The sequence below is a fragment of the Dendrosporobacter quercicolus genome, assembly GCF_900104455.1.
Taxonomy (GTDB): domain Bacteria; phylum Bacillota; class Negativicutes; order DSM-1736; family Dendrosporobacteraceae; genus Dendrosporobacter; species Dendrosporobacter quercicolus.
Genome location: NZ_FNHB01000007.1, coordinates 58,943 through 79,202 on the forward strand (window position 1 = coordinate 58,943; position 20,260 = coordinate 79,202).

The window sequence follows — 20,260 nt, forward strand, 5'->3', positions numbered from 1 at the left end:
AAAGTAAAGGAGGTGTAATGTATGCGTAAAATTGCAATTTATGGTAAAGGTGGTATTGGAAAATCCACTACATCAGCAAATGTTTGTGCAGCACTTGCTGATAATGATTATAAAGTTTTACAGATTGGATGTGACCCTAAGCATGATTCGACGAGAACAATTGTCGGTGATTTTATCCCAACTGTATTGGATATTTGGACCGATAGTGAAAGAGAGGGCTTTGATATTACACGTAGTATGGTTCTGTTTAATGGTTACAAAAACATATCAGCTATTGAAGCTGGCGGACCGGAGCCCGGTGTAGGCTGCGCGGGACGTGGCATTATTCGTACGATGGATATTCTTGAGAATCTAAATATATTTGAAGAAGAGTACGACTTTGTATTGTATGACGTACTTGGTGATGTTGTCTGCGGTGGTTTCGCTAAACCTATACAATCCGGTTATGCAACGGAAATATATATTGTAACTTCGGGGGAGTTTATGGCATTATATGCGGCCAATAATATTGCGATAGCAGTTGAAAAAGTTGGTAAAAGCCGTGGTGTAAAATTAGGGGGGATAATCTGTAATTCAAGAAATGTTGATCAGGAATTTGAGCTGGTTTCTGAGTTTGCATCCAGAATTAATTCACAGATGATCCACTTTGTGAAAAGAGATCAACTTATACAAAAGTGTGAACGATTGGCTAAGACTGTTGTAGAAAAAGAAGGCAATTCAGAGGCGGCAAACGGTTATCGAGTATTGGCTCAAAAGATTGTTGGCAATAATCATTTTGCGATTCCAGCTCCTCTGTTTTTTCAGGAATTAGTAGATTTGTGTGAAAAGTATACTACCTAGCAGTACTCTGGCAATATGGAGAAGAAAGTAAATTATAGAACATCAATAGCTTTGCTTAGATAACGAATTGGGAGAAAAGATTTTAAGCTTCAGCTCGCAACGGGTTACCCCGATCTAGTAAGCGCAAATTTATAGGAGAATGTGAAAATAAATCAGTGATAATAAGATAATTTACTGTGTATTTCTCCGGGAACTATTACCGCAATTGAGCTTTGCTACAGGCTATTTATATTAGGGAGGAATGTACGTATGACGAGAGATGTAAAATGTGGAGCAATATCTCAGTATTATGGGACTTTAAAAGAGTTTAATAACAAGGTAAACCCAAATGAATGTAAGAGAGATGCAAAAAAGAACAATAAACACAAGGCTGTTTGTGATCTTTCTAGCTGTCCTATTGATGGTGCATATTTAACTTTATCAAAAATAGGTTCTTTGGTAATCTTATTTCACAGCCCTCCAGGCTGCTGTATGAGCCTGTGGATATTGTGGGGCGGAGCTTATTCATTAAAATCTATTGCGGGTTCCTCCAAAACAGCTGATTGTATAACACTATGTACAAATATGGATGAGCATGACGTGATTTACGGAGGAACAAATAAATTACGTCGTGCAGTTAGGGATATTAAAGCTAGGTTTAATCCTGAACATGTAGCAATATTGTCAAGTTGCTGTCCTGGAATTATTGGCGATGATATAGGTGAGGTAGTACAAGAGGCTAGAGAGCAGTTGAATTTAAACGTAGGATGGTTAGATACCTCTGGGTTCAAATCCTGGTATTGGCCAATCGGATATGATTTAGCTCACGATTATATTATTGAACACATAATGGAACAACCAGATGAAATTGAAGAATATACAATAAATATCATCCCTTACGGGAATGCTGCCAGTGTGGATGAAAAAGAATGTGCAAGACTTTTAACAGAGCTTGGACTAAAAGTGCAATTACCAATGTCTGTACCCCATACTTCAATAGCTAATGTAAAACGTGCACCTTATGCTAAAGCGAATACGATGTTGTGCTTAACATACGGATGGAATTTTTGTAAGAAGATGAACGAAAAATTTGGCACTGAATATTCAGAAGAGTCGCATCCAATAAGTATATACTTTACAAAAAGGTGGTTGAAAAGCATAGGGGGAATTTTTAAAAAAGACAAAGAAGTTGAGGTGCTTATTGAGAAAGAATTAGATGAAATTAAAATTGAATTGGCTTTTTTAAAAGAAAAATTGAGAGATAAAACAATTGCAATTACAGCAGGGCACGACAAGGCGCCTTCTTTGCTTGCTATGGCACTAGAGTTGGGTCTTAGAGTTTGCTATATTGGACTAATAACATATGATGATTTGGTAAGAGAAAAGATAAGAGATGTAACAGAAATGTTTGATTATGATGTGGAATTGTATGTTTTTCCGCAAACATATGAAGAAATTCCGTTGGTAAAGAAACATGACCCGGATGTCTATATTGGCCCAGCTGGCTTAACTCCGAAAAATGCATTGATGCAGTTATCTGCAGTTAGCACCCACTTCAATGATTTTATCGGTCCTTATTTTGGATTTAAAGGGCTGATTAATTTTGGAAAAGAAATACTACGTGCTACTAGTGATCCAGTACCGCGTTATGCTCCATTGGATTTCCTTATAACTGGCCGAGAACGTGTTTGCGGCGAAGAATGGTTTAAGAACTATATGAAAAGAGAGGTTTAAATGAAATCATATGAAATAGTCTCGGAAAAGTATTATGCTATCGAACCTTCACATTCGTGTGGTCTATCTGGAGGATTTTTAGGTACTTTAGGTTTTAGCAACAGCTCACTATTAGTTCACGGTTCATCAGGCTGTGGCTTTGCCATGCGCTATGGATTGTCCCAACACTGGAAAAGTTTTATTCCCTGTCCAGTAACGAGCTTTCATGAACGGGATGTAATCTTTGGAGGCGTTAAGCTTCTTAAACAAGGGATTGAGAAAATTGAACGAGTCAATACATCGGACATTTTATTTATATTAACCACATGCTCTTCAGAAATTATTGGAGATGATTTAGAAGAAGTAGCGATTCAAGAATCGGAGGACAGAAACAAAAAAGTAATAGTTGTAGAGGTTGGTGGAGCATCCGGGAATACCTTTGATGGTTATAATGACTTTTTATATAAAGTTGTGAAAGATTTTAATGAAAGATTTTGGTATCCTGGAAAAAATGAATATAAGAAAAATGATAAAAAGCAAATTGACATACTGGGACTTATCCCCCTCTATGATATGTTTTTTCGAGGTGATATGAAAGAAATTAAACGAGTACTTCAGAGGTTTGATATTAATGTAAATAGTTTTTTTACTGGAGATTGCTCGGTTGATAAGGTACAACAAATGTTTCATAGTGACCTTATTATTTCAATGTCTAATTTGATTGGGAAAAAAACAATAAACAAACTTAAAAAAGTTACTCAAGCATTAACCCATCAGTTCAGTATTGCCCCAATAGGGTTTGACTACACTAAAGAATTTTTTCTAAAAATAGGCTCACTGTTGAATGTTGACCGAGAACTAATTAAATCAGTATTGGAAGAGGAAGAATTAAAAGCAAGAAAACAGATGTTACGAGGGTTTGACTTTTCGAAGGTAATGTTTACATCAGGAAGAGTTGCAATAATCGGCGAACCTTCCAGGACAATAGCACTTACAAATTTTTTGTTAAATGAGTTGGGTATGAAGTCGGTAATTATTGCTTTTACCTCAAAAGTTCAAGAGTATGAGCTTGAAATACTAGATCAAATTCTCAAAGTACGTGACAATAGAGCAACTGTCTTGATTAAAGAGGACAATTATTTGATACGCCAATTGTTGTCTGAAACAAAGCCTAATCTTGTTTTTGGGAGAAGTATTGATCGTTTGAAAGATTTGAAAAAAACAGCACACATCACGTGGCAGTTTCCGGCTACTAATCGATTGGTCATCTATGATAAACCTTACTTAGGATTCACTGGTACTGTGTCAATTGTAGATGACATTGTAAATGCATTTTCTAGCTTATGGTATTAAAATGGTGGCTTAAGTTTGTTATAACAAATTTAGGGAGTGAGCGTATGGTAAATGAAATTAAGTCTAGTAAATTAAGTAATCAATACTTTTGGAAAGAAAATTTTGAAACTTTTGAGAATGAGGAAGCACTTAAGTATCATTATGGTGTAACACAATATCCATTTAACTTTTCTTTATATGACAAACTCGTAGAAAAAATAATAGATCCAATTCTATCGGAAAAAAAACAATTGCAAATTCTTGATGCAGGAGGAGGAACTGGTAAATGGTCAGTCTATTTTGCTAAAAAGGGACATCAAGTTACTTTAATAGATGTAGCAGAACCTATGTTGAAAGTGGCACGAGAAGTTGTTGAAAAAGAGAAATTGCTAAACAAAATTGTTATAGAAAAGGGTGATATAGTCCATTTATCGTATAAAGATCAAAGTTACGAATTCGTTTTTAGTGATAGAAATCCTATCTCGCACTGTGGACAAAAAGAAAATTCTTATCAATCTATAAGAGAACTTTATCGAGTCTTACGGAAGGATGGTATTATTTTTGGATGTGTATTGAATAGAATGAGAAAAGTTGCACAATTAGCGATGGAGTTAGATTTGGATAGAGCGCTCCAACTTACAAAGGAGGGAGACTTGCAGCGCGGTCAAAATGATTTTTCCCATTACTATTTAGCGGATGAACTCAAAGCCATTTTGCTTGATACAGGTTTTACCGATATAAAAATTTATCCAACCACTGTATTTACTGAGTTTATTCCTAATGCATGGCTTCTAGATGAAATTCCATTGGAAAAGCTTCTTAAGCTTGAACTATTGGCTAGAGAACGGCCAGATTTAATCAGTTATGGAGTAAGGTTTCATTTTATAGCGCGGAAAGATTAAACTGCAAATTTTCTAAGCGAGGTTAATATGGCAACTACATTTGAAGATGCATTAGTGGTGGGTATCCTGGATGCTAATATTTCAATGGCAACCGGTTATCCTGGCTTTCCAATAACCTCAATATTTGAAAAGGTGATTGAAAGATCCTTTCAAGCTTCAACTAAGATTGTAGCAACTTGGTGTATAAATGAATCCGTAGCATTAGGAAATGCTATCGGTGCATGTTTATCTGGTGCACGAAGTGTTGTATTTGTAAAGAATCACGGACTAAATACTATGCAAGACATGCTTATCAATTTATCATATTTGGGTACGCGGGCCGGTATGTTGATTATCAGTGCAGATGACATCGGTGTGAAGGCTTCACATAATGAATCGGATAGTAGATTATATGGCCCGCTTAACATGATTCCCGTTATTGAACCAGCAACTGTAAAAGATGCTTACCAGTATGTTTCTTACGGCCTAGAAGTAAGTGAAGATTATAAAACACCTGTGATCTTACGTATTTGTGGCAGTCAATTACAGCAGATAGGAGAGCTTAATGTAAGATTACAAAAGTCATATACGCCAATGTATAACTTTAAACCAAAAGATGGAAAATGCTACTACATTGGGCCCGATTATTATCGTCAAATGAAATTTTCAATGATAGAAAGAATTGAGAAAATAAAATCATTAAAAAATAACAATTTTAATAATTTTATTTTAGGCAATTGTGATATTGGAATAATATGTAGCGGAAATTCTTATAACAAGGTACTAAAAGTATTTCCTAATGCCAAAATATTCAAATTGGGTTTAGTGTATCCAATTATCTTAGAGGATCTAGAACAATTTTTTTCTCATGTTAATGATTTAAAGAAAGTGTGGATTATTGAAGAAACGGAAAATTTAATTGAATACCAAATTACAGAGTTTTTGTATAAAAAGACTTTTAAAAATTCTAATTCTCATAGTTTAAAAGAGGTGATAGGAAAAGATTCATTGTCAAAAGTAGGTGAAATAAGTGAGAAAGAATTAATGAAAATAATTGGTAATATGAATGATGGTGAAAGCTCAGAGAGTACAATTGGACACGAAAACAAGCAGTTCGTCAAATTATGTCCCGCTTGTCCGGCTAGAGCAATTTTATTAAGTTTAAAACTGTTAAATATAACTGCTATCGGAGATGCTGGTTGTACAGCTTTAGGCACACTTAATCCCTTTAAATCAGTGCATTGCTGTGTCTGTATGGGAGCAAGTATTCCTATTGCAGCAGGAATTAATCGCATAACTGAAAACAAGGTAGTCGCATTAATTGGAGACAGTGCTTTTTTTCATAGTGGCATCTTAGGGCTGCTAAATGAAATAGGTCATTCGACTAACCTATTAACTATTATTTTTAACAATAAAAATGCAGGAATGACAGGCGGGCAAATTGTTAATATTGGGACTCAAGACTGTGTAAATTCCAGTGATAAAATTAAAACAATTCTTCAAGCTGCCGGAGTGCTGAAGGAAAATGTTAAAGTAATTAAGGAGAGTCTTAATTTAACAAAAATTAAAAGTCAAATTTCGAAAATGTATCAAGAAAACAAGGGGAGTAAAGTTTTAATTATTGAAGGTCAGTGTCGCTACAACATTCGTGATATCTCGGATATTGCTATAAAAGTCGGTAATGCAGTAAAAATGATTAAAGGAAGTATGTTGGACCCAGGATGCTTTGCTTATCAAAAGGTAGACATGAATACGCATAAATTATATACAAAGTATTGTGGAAACTGTCGAATATGCGAAATTTTAGTCAACAAATAAACGATCATGTTTTCGATTTGTGTCATTCATATTGTAAATATGGTTTGGTTAGCCGAAATCTTTGATTTCACACATGAGAGGAGGCATATCTGTATTTGCTATATTCCTATAGTAATAAACCATTTTACAACTTAAAGAGCGTCTTATTCAGGTAATGAAAAATATTTTTAACCAATTACAAAAAATATCAGGGGCGTTAATCATAGGGATTTTATTTAAATGCTGACACGGCAACGAAAAATGGATTTTCATGTAAAAAACAATAAGTTTTACAAAATCCAAAATCAATGGAGGGTAAATAATGAGTAATAATCCACAAATACCTAGCTACTGGTACAATTTGAAATTTGATCAGGGTATCAATTTGGATCCAGTAAAACCTCAATTTGATGATTCGTATATGCGTTCTCAAAGCTTACTACTTGAAAGTGACCAATCATATGTAAAGATTCCTGATCCAGTAATGAGATTATATGAGCAGTATCGAGCAACTCCACTAAAACGTGCGATATATTTTGAGAAAGCCATTAATGCTAAAAGCAAAATTTACTATAAGTTTGAAGGACAAAATGCATCTGGAAGCCATAAACTGAATGGTGCAATACCCCAAGCACATTATAGCAAAATTGACGGTTTTGAAGAAATATGTACAGCTACGGGCGCCGGACAATGGGGAACTGCCGTAGCATATGCAGCACAAAAGTTTGAGCTAGCATGTACTGTTTTTATGACAGGATCAACCTATGATAGAATGCCGCAGAGAATTGCTTTAATGGAAATGTTAGGGGCCAAAGTAATCAGGAGTCCAATAAAGGAACCCAGTAATGAATATACAAGGAATGATCCCGGGAGTATGGCCTTAGCAACGAGTGATGCAATCCAATATGCAATTAACAACAAACAAACTAGCAAAATATCTCATGTGTATGGGATGGTGATGCATCAAACCTTAATTGGTTTAGAAGCTATAAGACAGATGGAGGAAATTGGGGAGTTTCCGGACGTAGTTATTGGTTGTAAAGGTGGAGGTACAAATTTCGGGGGAATAACTCTTCCGTTTTTAAAATACAAAATGGAAGGTAAAAAAGATATAACATTTATCGCCGTTGAGCCTGTGGAAAACCCTACGCTTACAAAAGGGGAGTACATGTATGACTATGTCGATTTCAATAAATTAGCTCCGGAAACAAAGATGTACACATTAGGGCACTTCCATATACCAGATCCAATTTATGCAGGGGGATTAAGATATCATGGTTTTGATCCTTTGCTTAGTAAACTTTTTAATGTTGGGTTAATTACTGCTAAAGCTTATAATCAGCAAGAAGTTATTAGGGCTGGCAAGGAGTTTTATCAAAGCGAGGGAATACTTCCTGCTCCGGAATCGTCTTATGCTATTTGCGCCGCAATTGAAGAGGCATTGAAGAATACGGATGAGAATAAGACGATATTAATTTGTATAAGCGGCCATGGTCATTATGATATTCAAAGTTTTGCTGAAGGTTTAAAGGGATAAATTAAGTGTTTTTATGCCACTTTATGTTTTAGGAAATGGTGGTGGGCAAGCGATGCGGGGAAAAGAACAAGCTATATGGTGTTTCTTATATTCAATATTTTAAGCAAAGATTGGTGAGTGAAACCTGAACCAGAGTGTATATTAAGCAAAGAAAACAGAGCTTTTTATTTATTGGTAAATATCTATTCGAAATAAATTCGTAGCTCCGCGTCGGCAGGTCTATTTTACTGTAGGGTTTTTAATATATAGGATGAGGGAGGGTAATAAGAGTGCCGACTATTGGTGGTGATTTATACGCTATATTAGCCGCTTTTATATGGGGGCTTAATTATCCGCTTGTAAAACTAGTACTTTTATCTATTCGAGAAACTGATTTTTTGTTAATTAGATTTACTTCAACTGTTATTTTGCTTGTTATTTATTTGGTAATTGTTAAAGAAAACTTCAAAGTTGAGAAACAATACTATTTTCGCATATTGTTGTTAGGTACATTAGGAGTGGGCGTTTACAATATTGTTTGGACACACGGTATACACAATACTACTGCTGCCAATGCAGCCTTGCTAATTTCGACATCACCAATATTCACTGGAATTTATGCGGTCATTACCAGAGAAGAGAAAGTCAGCCTTAGCAGGTGGATAGGAACTTTACTCGCCTTTTTTGGTATATATTTAATAATAAAATGGACACCAGGAACTCAATTTAGCTTTAGTTCAAATTCCTTTATTGGAAATATTTTAATCCTATTAGGATCAATTTTATTTTCATTATATTCAATTGTCGCGAAGCCACTTCTGGTTTGTTATTCTCCTACAAAAGTAACAGCACTCGCGATGGTAAGCGGATTACCTATTTTGATTATATACAGTATTTTACAAGGTGAAATTTTAAGTTACTCGGTATTTGAAACTCGAATTTGGTTGGAAATGGCATATATTATTGTTTTTGGAACAATAATTGCTTTTGTGCTTTGGTATAAGGGTATAAAACAGACAAGTCCTGTTAAAACTGTTTTTTTTCACTACATAGTTCCCGTAATGAGTATGGTATTTGGTGCAATCATTCTTGGTGAAAAAGTGCTGGAGGGACAGATTATAGGTGCAGCATTTGTATTTTTGGGACTTCTGGCTGTAAAATGTGATTTTCAAAGGGTTACACGCTGGGTAATAACGCAGAAAAGTAGATTTTGATTTTAAAAAAAGAGGGTGTCTCATTTGTTTAATCATTCTTATTTGGAAGAAATTTTTATAAAATATGGGTTTGAAGGCTTCAAATGGATAAACCCAAAAGAAATAATAGTTGCTCAATGGGTTCGAATGAAGTGTATTTTCGGGTGTCCAACCAAAACTGCCTGTTGTCCTCCCAATACTCCTACAGTTGAAATATGTAAAAGCTTTTTGCAAGAATATGACATAGGAGTGATATTTCATATACCAAAAATCGTTACTCCTGAGTTTCGACATGAGTGGTCTAGAGAGGTGAATTTAAAACTTTTTGAGTTAGAGCGCGAGACATTTATTGCCGGATATGAGAAAGCTTTTGCGATTTTTATGGATTCATGTCATATCTGCGCCAATTGTCGTAAGGAAAGGTTTTCATGTGCCAATCCAAGTAAAGCCCGTCCCAGTCCTGAAGCTATGGCGATAGATGTTGTTAGAACTGCAAGGCAATACGGTTTTCCTATTGACGTTTTACCAGATTATTCTTCGGTAATGAATCGTTATGCATTCTTATTGTTAGAGTGATGAATATAGAAAAGCATATGATAGGATGTAGATGGTTGTGGATACTGAGATAAGAAAGATAGGGGAGCAAGAATTAAGTAATGTTGTAAATATCCTTCGGGTTTCATTTAATACAGTAGCTGCTGAATTTAATCTCACGAAGGAAAATGCAGCTACGAATGCTGCATTTATTGAGATTCATGACTTGCTGGAAATGAAAAAAAAAGATATTGATATGCTCGGGTTATACCTTTGTGAAACGCAAATTGGTTTTGTTGCAGTCGAAGAAACAAAACAAAAAACCTATTATATGGAAAAGCTTTCGATTTTACCTAAATATAGACACAAAGGTTATGGAAAAAAATTAATGGACTATGTTTTTAAATATGTAAAAAGAATGGGGGGAGAAAAAGTAAGTATTGGAATAATTAACCAAAATTATATTTTGAAAAATTGGTATTTGGAATATGGCTTTATTGAGAAGACCATTAAAAAATATCCACACCTCTGTTTTGAAGTATGTTTAATGGAAAAGAAAGTTTAGGCCAAGCAATTCTAAAATATTGAAACGTTAATAAAATAACATTATTTTAGGGTGAAGGGGATAGTTTAATTTGGAAAAGCATCGATATTTAATAGATATTAATCCTAATAAATTGCAAAAAGAATACCATGATGTGATCATTATAGGAAGTGGTATTGCTGGTATTTATGCTGCGATTAAGATTCCGAAGGAATATGATATCGTCATTCTTACTAAAAAGACTTTGGACGTAAGTAATTCTGCACTTGCCCAGGGCGGTATAGCTGTTTCTTTGAATAAAGACGACTCACCTAACTTTCATTTAAGAGATACTTTATATGCAGGAGCAGGACTTTGCAATGAACGAACTGTAAAGGTGCTCGTAAACGAAGCAAGTGAAAATATTACAAGTCTTTGTAAGTTGGGTGTGGAGTTTGATAGAAGCCAAAACGGTGGACTCTCACTGACACGTGAAGGCGCCCATAGTAAAAATAGGATTATTCATGCGGGCGATATTACCGGAAAAGTAGTTTGTGATAAATTGAACTCTATAGTTAAAACTTACCACAATATAAAAATAAAAGAAACAACTTTTGTTTTAGACATCTTAACTGAAAATAACATCTGTAAAGGTGTTATTGCCTATGATGAAAATAATTCAACTTTTAAGCTATACTTAGCAAATGTTGTAGTTTGTGCAACTGGCGGTTATGGTCAGTTGTATGCTGCTACAACTAATCCTGAAGTTTCAACTGGAGATGGTGTTTGTTTTGCGTACAGAGCTGGCGCGGAATTAATGAATTTAGAATTAGTTCAATTTCATCCTACAGCTTTCTATCATCCCGAGAACAAAAATTTTCTCATTTCAGAGGCTGTTCGGGGTGAGGGTGCGCTACTTAAAAATATTAAGGGAATAAGATTTATGCCAGAGTATCATGAATTTAATGAACTTGCTCCTAGGGACGTGGTTTCCAGAGCTATATTTGAAGAAATGCGAAAAACAGATGTTGAATATGTGTATTTGGATATAACCTTTAAAAGTAAAGAGTATCTTGAGAGGCGCTTTCCCAATATATATAAGACGTGCCTTGGCTATGGCGTAGATATGGCAAAAGACTACATACCAGTTGCGCCTGTCCAGCATTATTGCATGGGTGGAATAAAAACTGACGAATATGGTAGAACCAATATAACCGGTTTTTACTCCTGTGGTGAAGCTGCTTGCAACGGAATTCACGGGGCTAATAGACTAGCTAGTAATTCGCTTTTGGAAGGGTTGGTTTTTGGCAGTAGGATTGGAAAGGAAATTCCAAATATCTTAAATAATTCATTAAAGAAAAAGGACTTTACATTTCGCTATGAGACAAGCAGAGCGCCATTAAATATCGACAAACAAGCAATAAAGAAAGAAATACAAGAAATCATGACAAAAAACGCTGGTATTGTAAGGGATAGGGATGGACTTTTATTTGCAAAGAAAAAAGTAGATGTATACAGTAACCTGGTTGAGCAAATGACAAATCAGTGTATAGATGATTTTGAACTGCAAAATTACGTCCTATTATCTAAACTTGTTTTAGAGTCGGCTTTGGAGCGGGAAGAAAGCCGTGGTGCGCATTTTAGGTCCGATTTTCGTGAAACAGATGATAAAAAATGGCGTAAGAATATTATTAAGAAATGGGGTTAATACATGAAAACAATATATATTAATGGTAATTCTTTAACTATTGAAGAGTACCATTTAATAGTTAAAGAACAAGCTATTGTTGCATTAGACGAAGATGTTAAAAAAAGAGTTAAAAAAAGTGCAGACTATTTAGAAGACATTTTTAACAATAATAAAATTATGTATGGTATAACGACAGGAGTAGGAGCATTTAAAGATAAGATTATTTCGGGTAAAGCTAATCAGAAATTACAGGAAAACATAATTATGGCCCATCTTGTTGGTGTTGGTGAGCACTTTTCCAGACAAGTAGTTAGAGGGGCAATGCTCATTAAGGCAAATTCCGTAGCAAAAGGTTATCACGGAGTAAGAGTTTCAATATTAGAGACTTTGCTAGCCTTGCTAAATAATCAAGTTCATCCTGTCGTTCCTCAAAAAGGATCGGTTGGAGCAACCGGGGATTTAATCCCGGGTGCTTATATAATTGAGGTAATGATAGGCAGGGGAAAGGCGGAATACAAAGGTCAAATACTTGATGCCGCCCAAACCTTACAGGAAATAGGCATCAGTCCAGTTCAGCTAAATACTAGGGAAGGAAAAGCCCTAACTGTTGGAACTTCAGTTATGACAGCAGTAGCAGCACTTAATGTTTATGAAGCACATAAAATTTTGAAGGTTGCTGATATTGCCGCTGCCTTATCAACTGAGGGAATGAAGTGCATTACTGAAGCGTTGGATCCAAGAATCCAAGAAACTCGCCCCTTTCACGGCCAGATAAACACTGCGGAAAACTGCAAAAAGCTCTTAGTTGGCAGTGAACTTATTTGGTATACGAACAAGGATTTATTTGAAATACTTGAAAAGATTGCAAAAGAGATAAGTGTTCCTGAATTTGATACTGCTCTAAAAGGGCTGAAGTCACAGAAAAGCTATACTGAAATTTACAATTTTTTAATTATGGTTAATGAGGATTTGATTACTAATCAGCAAATAAAAGTTAGCTTTTCTAAGCTTAAAACTGTTGCAGGCAGCATACAAAATATATTTCAAGCAAGGTCTATTATTCAGGAAACAAAAGACATAACTGAAAAAATAGCAGATACTGCATTAATTGAATTAGGACAATGCCTTAAACAATATCTTGATCATATGATAGGATTTTGTGAACTTATCCAAAGATTACTAGATGTTAACGAGCTTAAAAAAGATCAGCTTGAGCAAAAGATCGGAAGAACCCGTATTGCAATTTTAATTAATTCATTGTTTCAGCTTCCCAAAGGGCCGGAAAGTTATACTATTAGATGTATTCCCCAAGTTAGCGGACCCGCAAAGGATGCCTGGAATTTCATAAAAGAATATGTTGAAATTGAAATGAACTGCGCTAATGATTTCACACAAGTGTTTCCCGAAGCGGATGTTTGTCTGACAGGAGGAAATTTCCATGGGCAAACAATCGCAATGGCTATGGATTTTTTAAAAATTGCTGTTGCTGCATTAGGTAGTATTTCGGAACGAAGAGTCTTTAAAATGCTTGATAGGAGGCTTAATGAAATACTTCCGGCGAATCTATTATCAAGAAAATCATCAGAATCTGGTTTGAATTTAGGGCTTACATATATTCAATTTACTGCTGCGGCGTTAGTCTCAGAAAATAAAATTTTATGCCATCCTGCTGCCGCTGATTCGATTCCAACTGCTTCAAATTCGGGTGACCACGTAAGCATGGGAACAATAGCAGCAAGAAAGGCACAGGAATTAATTGAAAATTTATGGTATATATTAGCTATAGAGTTTATCTGTGCTTGCCAGGGAATAGATCTTCGTTTTGAGGAATTTGATTGTAAATTGAAATTAGGAAATGGAACAGGCATTGCGTATACAGAATTTAGAAAGGGTATCAACAAATTAGAGGAAGATGGAATTGAAATTGGTCTGGAAATTGAGAAAGCAAAAAAAATGATAAGATCAGAGCAATTTATTCAAAGAATTGAAGATTCTGTTGGAGTTATAGCCATCTAATAGTTCTGGAATTTATAATAAGTAAAATTAACAATAATGTTTTAAAAATGATGAAATGAAAGTGAGAGAACAGCAATGCAATTGTCGGAAAAACGAAATGCCGTAAACTTCTTAGGCGCTTATATCCTCTCTGCTTTTGGTTATGAGTTTATCTTTTTTGTAATGACTATCTATGTTTATGAAGTAAGTCAAAGTGCCTTAAAGGTGGGGATTTTCGGCGCTCTGACTTACTTCCCCCGGCTTTTTGCAGCTTTTTATGGGGTTATTGTCGATCAACACAGTCGAAGTAAAGGATTTGCCGGGGTAGCTGTGATTATCGGCCTGTTTATGATTGGCATGTCTCTTATCTCAGATATTATTTTGATTTACTTCGTTTGGCTGCTCATTTCGATATTTCTGATTCTGATTGCCAATGTCAGAACCGCGCTTATGACTGAAATTATGACGAAAGATCAGTATTTGCAAGGCAATTCATTTGTCCTAATGTCACTCAATGCCGCTAAAGTGCTTGCTCCGGTATTGGCAGGAGCAGCTATGGTTACCATGGGGGGAAAGACGCTGTTTTATCTGACGGGTTTTATTTATTTCCTGGCGGCGTTATTTTGTAGTAACATCCGTACAGCTCATTCGGGCCCTGAAAAAACAGCGGGAAAGACAATGGCGGATATTAAAGAAAGCTTACATTATATGAAAGGAAATTTCGACCTCAAGTTTCTTACTGTTGTTGGGGTTTTATGGCGATTATTTGTTGGCCTGCAGGTTGCATTATATGTAGTTTATATTAAAGCTTATCTTGCCGGAACGGATGCCGATTATGGAATATTTATGACAGTCATTGGGGTTGGCAGTATTTTGGGCAGTATGATTGGCCCTTGGCTGGTCAAGCGGGCATCCTATTCTGCTGTTATTTTCTGGGGAATGCCCCTGCATTATGTGTCTTTTATCTTTCTAGGCTTACTGCATAATTTTTACACGGCCTTGTTTGTTGCTTTTTTGAGTTATACGGTTTTTTATGCGACCCTTGTAGGGCTTCACTCCTTAAGGGATAAGGCCACCCCGGTTGCTATGCGGGGCAGGGTTTACGGCTCCGTCACTGCCGTTCTGGCGCCTCCGGCTATTTTTTCTATGCTGGCCGGAGGTTATCTGGCGAATCTGTTTGGTGTGGAAAAAGTTTTTATTGGAGCAGGGATGTCAGCTTTAGTCAGTTTTTATCTTCTCTATCTGGTAAAGGGCCGTTTTGCTTCCGTCCCCAGTCATTTTACCGGCTGAAATTTCTTCTGCCGACGGAAGGGGGGCGGGCCTGTATCCCCTTTTCGTCCTTTGCGGTTAACGTTACCCTTAAACCCTACGACTCAGCGATTTTTTTGAAATTATTTCAAACGCCTCTTGACAACAATGAACTGACGGAATAAAATAATATCAAGTTGATAGTGTAAAAAGCTGTGAGCGGGACGAGTACATATGTATACTTTAGAACAGCGAGTCGGTGACCGGGCAACCGGAGGTGTGATGACCGGCCTGAAGCACATATTGAATGGACCTGTGAGCGCTCCCCGAAAATCATGGACGATGAGTAGGCTGAGCCGGTTGCCGCCGTTAGCGGGCTAGGGTATCGGAGCAATCCCGTACCTGAATAAAGGGAAAGCAGCGCTTTCTAAATTAGGGTGGTAACGCGAACCAATTCGCCCCTTGCGGGTGGAATGGTTTTTTGTTTTGTCCGTAAGCCTTTAGAACAGCTGTTTTCCAAATTAGGGTGGTACCACGAACCAATTCGTCCCTTAGACCGGCGAATTGGTTTTTTATATTTTCCGATGAAAAAGGTCATTACGGAACAGGAGGGCGGTTTCATGTTAAAGGAGTATCTTCATCAGGTTATCGGGGGGCGGGATCTTACCCGCCAGCAGGCCGGGGAGGCAATGAACAGGATGATGTCAGGCCAGGCCAGTGAGGTGCAAATTGGCTCGTTTCTTACCGCATTAAAGCTGAAGGGGGAAACCAGCAGCGAGATTGCCGGTTTTGCCGAGTCGATGCGGCGGCATGCCGAGCCTGTCAGCTGCCGGCAGGACGCATTGATTGATGTGGTTGGCACCGGCGGGGATTGCAAGGGCACCTTCAATGTGTCGACAACCGTGGCCTTTGTTCTGGCCGGAGCAGGCCTGGCGGTGGCGAAGCATGGCAACCGCAGTGTTTCCAGTTTGTGCGGCAGTGCCGATGTCTTGACCGCGCTGGGCATTGACGTTGAATTGCCGGCCAGCGCGGCGGCGGCCGCGATTGACGAATTGAAGGTGGGATTTTTGTTTGCGCCAACGTATCATAAAGCGATGAAATATGCGGCAAAACCCCGGAAGGAGCTTGGCTTCCGGACAGTATTTAATATTCTGGGGCCATTGGCCAATCCGGCCGGGGCAACCTGCCAGCTGATCGGGGTTTACGAGCAGGCATTGATTGATAAAGTGGCCGGTGCTTTAGTTGATTTAGGAGCGGCGCGGGCGATGGTGGTGCATAGCTTTGACGGTCTTGATGAGCTGTCGACGGCGGCTCCGAACTATGTCGCCGAAGTAAAGGACGGTGCCGTGCATTCTTATGTGCTTCATCCCGGGGATTACGGGTTTGCAGCTGTTCCGGCCGAGGCGTATACCGGCGGGACGGCGGCGGAAAATGCCCGGATTGTATTGGCGATATTACAGGGGGAATCCGGACCCAAACGGGATATTGTGTTAATGAACGCCGCCGCCGCTCTGTATATTGCCGGCAGCGCCGGTACGATCCGGGATGGCGTGGCGCTGGCCGCCGACAGTATTGACAGCGGCCGGGCGCTGGCTAAGTTAATGGCGCTGAAAGCCTTTGGCGGTCAGGCCGGGGAAGCGGCGTTATGATCATAAAGATTTGCGGTATTCGATCGCTGGCGGCTGCCAGGGCGGCGCAGCAGGCCGGCGCCGATATGCTGGGCTTTGTCTTTGCCGACAGCAGGCGTTATATTGACCCGGAGCAGGCGGCAGCAATCAGCAGGCAAGTTGCGGGCATTGCCAAGGTCGGCGTATTTGTTAATGCCAGCCTGGCGGAGGTTAAGCGCATTGCCGTCTTATGCGCCCTGGATTATGTGCAGCTTCACGGCGAGGAAACGCCGGAATACTGCAGCCGGCTGGAATTGCCGGTAATCAAGGCCTTCCGGTTCAACGCCGAATGCAGCGCCGGGCAGATCAATCAATATAAGGCTGCGTTTGCGCTGCTGGACAGCTATTGTCCGGGGCAAAGCGGCGGAACCGGGCTGGTGTTCGACTGGCGGCAGGCGCAGGCCGTCTGCAGGCAGATCAGAATGCCGGTACTGGCGGCAGGGGGACTGACCGCGGCGAATGCGGCTGAGGCCATCGCCCTTTTACAGCCGGCCGGCGTTGATGTATCGGGCGGGGTGGAAACCAACGGCGTAAAGGATATTGACAAGATTGATCAATTTATACAGGCTGTCAGGGCAGTCCGGAGGAGAAACTAAGATGCTAAACTCGATTGTAGCCAAAAAGCGCCTGGAAGTTGCCAGGGCCAAACAGCAAGTGCCTGTCTCGTCCTTAAGAAGCTCAGTCCAGCCGGGCAGTTTTGCCTTAAGCCGGGCGCTGAAAGCCAGGGAATGGGGCCTGATTGCCGAATGCAAGCTGGCTTCACCGGCCAAAGGGACGTTGTGTGACGGTTACTCGGCGCCGGAACTGGCAGAAATTTATACCAGCCATGGCGCAGCGGCTCTATCGGTGCATACGGACCCGCACTTTAAAGGGTTGCTAACCGACATTGCGGCAGTACGGCAAGTAACGGATCTGCCGATATTGCGGAAAGATTTTATCATTGATGAGTATCAAATCTATGAAGCCAGAGCCGCCGGGGCGGATGCCATTTTACTGATTGCCGCCATTTTGACGGATGACCGGCTGCTGCATTATTTATATCAAGCCTGGAGCCTTGGACTGGACTGCCTGGTCGAGGTGCACACCAGGGAGGAGCTGCAGCGGGTATTAAAAACACCGGCCGAACTGATCGGCATCAATAACCGCAATCTTAAAACGTTTACCACCGATATCTCCAATACGTTTGACCTGTTGCCTGATTGTCAGGGCGCCCGGATGGTCATCAGCGAAAGCGGCATTCAGTCGGCCGGAGACGCCAGACGGCTCAAAGCGTCCGGGGTCCGGGGGATTCTGGTGGGCGAAGGCCTGGTCAGGGCGCACGATATTGGCCGGAAAACCAGGGAATTAACTTTACATGAGGAATAGGGAGGATCAGAAAATGCCTGATATTCGCGGCCGTTTTGGCAAATTCGGCGGACAGTATGTACCTGAGACTGTCATGCCGGCCTTAATCGAACTGGAAAAGAGTTATCACAACCTGAAAAAGGACGCCGGGTTTCAGCGGGAGCTGAGCTTTTACCTGCGGGAATACGCCGGCCGGCCCACCAGATTATATCTGGCCGAGAAACTGACCGCCCACTACGGCAGGGCTAAAATTTATCTGAAGCGGGAAGACCTGCTGCATACCGGCGCTCATAAAATCAATAATGCCATCGGCCAGGCCTTGCTGGCCCGCCGGATGGGCAAACAGCGGCTGGTGGCCGAAACCGGCGCGGGACAGCATGGCGTGGCTTGCGCCACGGTGGCGGCCCTGTTCGGATTGGAGTGCAAGGTGTTTATGGGAGCTGAGGATATCGAACGGCAGGCGCTGAATGTTTTCCGCATGCGGCTTTTGGGTACGGAGGTTGTGCCGGTAACCAGCGGAACCGGTACGTTGAAGGATGCAACCAGCGAGGCCATTCGTTACTGGGTGACCAATGTGCAGGATACGCATTATATTATCGGGTCGGTGGTGGGACCTCATCCGTATCCGATGATTGTGCGGGACTTTCAGGCCATTATCGGCCAGGAAGTAAAGCTGCAGCTGCGTGAGCTGGATAATGCCGCCGTTAGTCATATTGTTGCCTGTGTGGGCGGCGGCAGCAATGCCATGGGGATTTTCTACCCTTTCCGGGATGACCGGGAAGTGGTCAAAATCGGGGTTGAGGCCGCAGGCAAAGGGGTGACGACCAATGAGCACGCCGCATCCCTGACCAGCGGCCGGCCGGGGGTACTGCATGGTGCGTTCAGTTATCTGCTGCAGGATGATGACGGTCAGGTCATACCCGCCTATTCTATTTCAGCCGGTCTGGATTATCCCGGCGTCGGCCCTGAACATTCTTATTTTAAAGACAGCGGCCGGGTTGTTTATACTTCGGTTACCGATAAGGCGGCCTTGCAGGCATTTCAGCGTTTAGCCCGCATTGAAGGGATTATTCCGGCGCTGGAAAGCTCTCACGCTTTGGCCTATCTGGAAGAATTAATGCCCCAAACCACTCCTGAGCAGGCGGTTGTCGTGTGCTTGTCCGGCCGTGGCGATAAAGATGTGCAGATGGCGGCACAAGTAATGGAGGGATTGACTTGTCACGTATAGCAGAAAGGCTGGCAGCCTTAAAGGCTGAGGGCCGCAAAGGTCTGATTGTCTACATTACGGCCGGAGCGCCTGATTTGACGGCAACTTTGCAGGCGGTTAAAGCGGCGGAAGAGGCCGGCGCCGATATGATCGAGCTGGGCATACCATTTTCCGACCCGATGGCGGATGGGCCGGTCATTCAAAAAGCAGCGATGCTGGCTCTGAAATCGGGAACCAGCACTGCCAAAGTAGTGGAGCTTGTCGGCCAAATCCGGCAGTTCTCCCGGATTCCGCTGGCCGCGATGACCTATATCAATAGTGTGCTTAATTTTGGCCAGGCGAAATTTGTTGACGCTTTTGGGCAGGCCGGCCTGGACGGCCTGATTGTTCCCGACCTGCCGTCCGAAGAAGCGGCCGAACTGGAGGGGATTTGCCGCCAGGCCGGTCTGGCGTTGATCCAGTTTGTGGCGCCTACCACCGATTCGCAGCGGATTGCCAGTATTTGCGACAAGGCCAGCGGTTTTATCTACTGCGTATCGACAACCGGCGTTACCGGGGTACGTCAGGTGGATTACAGCAGTATTGGCGCGGTGATGGATACTGTGCGCCGGCATACCGGCGTACCGCTGGCCATTGGCTTTGGCATTGGTACGCCGGCCGCCGCTAAAGCTGCCGCCGAATATGCTGATGCCGTTATTGTCGGCAGCGCAGTCATGCAGGCGCTGATGGATGAGGGAGCGGAGGCCGTGCGGACGCTGGTTCAGTCCATCCGGCAGGCTTTGGATGAAGGGGTGAGATAAC

Annotated in this window: 17 protein-coding genes and 1 other annotated feature; all 17 genes read left to right on the forward strand. The window is 40.7% G+C overall.

Annotation, left to right across the window (positions count from 1 at the left end):
* The first annotated feature begins 21 nt into the window (after nt 1-21).
* The 17 genes from BLR06_RS13415 (at nt 22) to trpA (ending at nt 20,259) form a co-directional block, all read left to right on the forward strand.
* The gene (locus BLR06_RS13415) at nt 22-840 is read left to right on the forward strand and encodes a nucleotide-binding protein (protein WP_092074063.1); all 819 of its coding nucleotides are present in this window, start codon (nt 22-24) and stop codon (nt 838-840) included.
* Between the two features lie 249 nt (nt 841-1,089).
* The gene (locus BLR06_RS13420; RefSeq protein WP_092074065.1) at nt 1,090-2,553 is read left to right on the forward strand and encodes a nitrogenase component 1; all 1,464 of its coding nucleotides are present in this window, start codon (nt 1,090-1,092) and stop codon (nt 2,551-2,553) included.
* Nucleotides 2,554-3,885: a nitrogenase component 1 gene (locus BLR06_RS13425; protein ID WP_092074067.1), complete on the forward strand. Its 1,332-nt coding sequence runs from the start codon at nt 2,554-2,556 to the stop codon at nt 3,883-3,885.
* A gap of 44 nt (nt 3,886-3,929) precedes the next feature.
* Complete coding sequence (locus BLR06_RS13430; RefSeq protein ID WP_173812709.1) at nt 3,930-4,766, forward strand: class I SAM-dependent methyltransferase; 837 nt, start codon at nt 3,930-3,932, stop codon at nt 4,764-4,766.
* A 27-nt stretch (nt 4,767-4,793) separates the two neighbouring features.
* On the forward strand, nt 4,794-6,563 hold the full coding sequence (locus BLR06_RS13435) for a thiamine pyrophosphate-dependent enzyme (RefSeq protein ID WP_092074071.1): 1,770 nt from the start codon (nt 4,794-4,796) through the stop codon (nt 6,561-6,563).
* A gap of 301 nt (nt 6,564-6,864) precedes the next feature.
* Complete coding sequence (locus BLR06_RS13440; RefSeq protein ID WP_092074073.1) at nt 6,865-8,079, forward strand: TrpB-like pyridoxal phosphate-dependent enzyme; 1,215 nt, start codon at nt 6,865-6,867, stop codon at nt 8,077-8,079.
* 269 nt (nt 8,080-8,348) lie between these two features.
* Entirely contained in the window at nt 8,349-9,272 is a 924-nt protein-coding gene (locus BLR06_RS13445) for a DMT family transporter (RefSeq protein WP_092074075.1), read from the forward strand.
* 24 nt (nt 9,273-9,296) lie between these two features.
* Nucleotides 9,297-9,827 carry a DUF2284 domain-containing protein gene (locus tag BLR06_RS13450; protein ID WP_092074077.1) on the forward strand — a complete coding sequence of 177 codons (531 nt, stop codon included), beginning with the start codon at nt 9,297-9,299 and terminating at the stop codon, nt 9,825-9,827.
* 37 nt (nt 9,828-9,864) lie between these two features.
* The gene (locus BLR06_RS13455) at nt 9,865-10,350 is read left to right on the forward strand and encodes a GNAT family N-acetyltransferase (protein WP_217636906.1); all 486 of its coding nucleotides are present in this window, start codon (nt 9,865-9,867) and stop codon (nt 10,348-10,350) included.
* 70 nt (nt 10,351-10,420) lie between these two features.
* Nucleotides 10,421-12,016, forward strand: coding sequence for an L-aspartate oxidase (nadB, locus tag BLR06_RS13460; RefSeq protein WP_092074081.1), 1,596 nt, complete (start codon nt 10,421-10,423; stop codon nt 12,014-12,016).
* A gap of 3 nt (nt 12,017-12,019) precedes the next feature.
* Nucleotides 12,020-14,014 carry an HAL/PAL/TAL family ammonia-lyase gene (locus BLR06_RS13465; RefSeq protein WP_092074083.1) on the forward strand — a complete coding sequence of 665 codons (1,995 nt, stop codon included), beginning with the start codon at nt 12,020-12,022 and terminating at the stop codon, nt 14,012-14,014.
* A 75-nt stretch (nt 14,015-14,089) separates the two neighbouring features.
* Entirely contained in the window at nt 14,090-15,283 is a 1,194-nt protein-coding gene (locus BLR06_RS13470) for an MFS transporter (protein WP_092074085.1), read from the forward strand.
* 164 nt (nt 15,284-15,447) lie between these two features.
* Nucleotides 15,448-15,707 (forward strand) — a binding site (T-box leader).
* A gap of 154 nt (nt 15,708-15,861) precedes the next feature.
* A complete protein-coding gene (gene trpD / locus BLR06_RS13475; protein ID WP_092074219.1) occupies nt 15,862-16,890 on the forward strand; it encodes an anthranilate phosphoribosyltransferase in 1,029 nt (342 codons plus the stop codon).
* The gene (locus BLR06_RS13480; RefSeq protein WP_092074087.1) at nt 16,887-17,504 is read left to right on the forward strand and encodes a phosphoribosylanthranilate isomerase; all 618 of its coding nucleotides are present in this window, start codon (nt 16,887-16,889) and stop codon (nt 17,502-17,504) included. The genes trpD and BLR06_RS13480 overlap by 4 nt, the downstream gene beginning before the upstream one ends.
* Before the next feature lies 1 nt (nt 17,505).
* Entirely contained in the window at nt 17,506-18,273 is a 768-nt protein-coding gene (gene trpC / locus BLR06_RS13485) for an indole-3-glycerol phosphate synthase TrpC (RefSeq protein ID WP_092074089.1), read from the forward strand.
* 13 nt (nt 18,274-18,286) lie between these two features.
* The gene (gene trpB, locus BLR06_RS13490; RefSeq protein WP_092074091.1) at nt 18,287-19,480 is read left to right on the forward strand and encodes a tryptophan synthase subunit beta; all 1,194 of its coding nucleotides are present in this window, start codon (nt 18,287-18,289) and stop codon (nt 19,478-19,480) included.
* On the forward strand, nt 19,468-20,259 hold the full coding sequence (gene trpA / locus BLR06_RS13495) for a tryptophan synthase subunit alpha (RefSeq protein ID WP_092074093.1): 792 nt from the start codon (nt 19,468-19,470) through the stop codon (nt 20,257-20,259). Before trpB ends, trpA begins: the two co-directional genes overlap by 13 nt.
* The last annotated feature ends 1 nt before the right edge of the window (nt 20,260 follow it).

Coding starts and splice junctions, on each gene's coding strand:
- trpC (WP_092074089.1), top strand. CDS start 17,506: ATGCTAAACTCGATTGTAGCCAAAAAGCGCCTGGAAGTTGCCAGGGCC.
- trpD (WP_092074219.1), top strand. CDS start 15,862: ATGTTAAAGGAGTATCTTCATCAGGTTATCGGGGGGCGGGATCTTACC.
- BLR06_RS13435 (WP_092074071.1), top strand. CDS start 4,794: ATGGCAACTACATTTGAAGATGCATTAGTGGTGGGTATCCTGGATGCT.
- trpB (WP_092074091.1), top strand. CDS start 18,287: ATGCCTGATATTCGCGGCCGTTTTGGCAAATTCGGCGGACAGTATGTA.
- BLR06_RS13415 (WP_092074063.1), top strand. CDS start 22: ATGCGTAAAATTGCAATTTATGGTAAAGGTGGTATTGGAAAATCCACT.
- BLR06_RS13440 (WP_092074073.1), top strand. CDS start 6,865: ATGAGTAATAATCCACAAATACCTAGCTACTGGTACAATTTGAAATTT.
- BLR06_RS13480 (WP_092074087.1), top strand. CDS start 16,887: ATGATCATAAAGATTTGCGGTATTCGATCGCTGGCGGCTGCCAGGGCG.
- BLR06_RS13470 (WP_092074085.1), top strand. CDS start 14,090: ATGCAATTGTCGGAAAAACGAAATGCCGTAAACTTCTTAGGCGCTTAT.
- BLR06_RS13420 (WP_092074065.1), top strand. CDS start 1,090: ATGACGAGAGATGTAAAATGTGGAGCAATATCTCAGTATTATGGGACT.
- BLR06_RS13430 (WP_173812709.1), top strand. CDS start 3,930: ATGGTAAATGAAATTAAGTCTAGTAAATTAAGTAATCAATACTTTTGG.
- BLR06_RS13425 (WP_092074067.1), top strand. CDS start 2,554: ATGAAATCATATGAAATAGTCTCGGAAAAGTATTATGCTATCGAACCT.
- BLR06_RS13465 (WP_092074083.1), top strand. CDS start 12,020: ATGAAAACAATATATATTAATGGTAATTCTTTAACTATTGAAGAGTAC.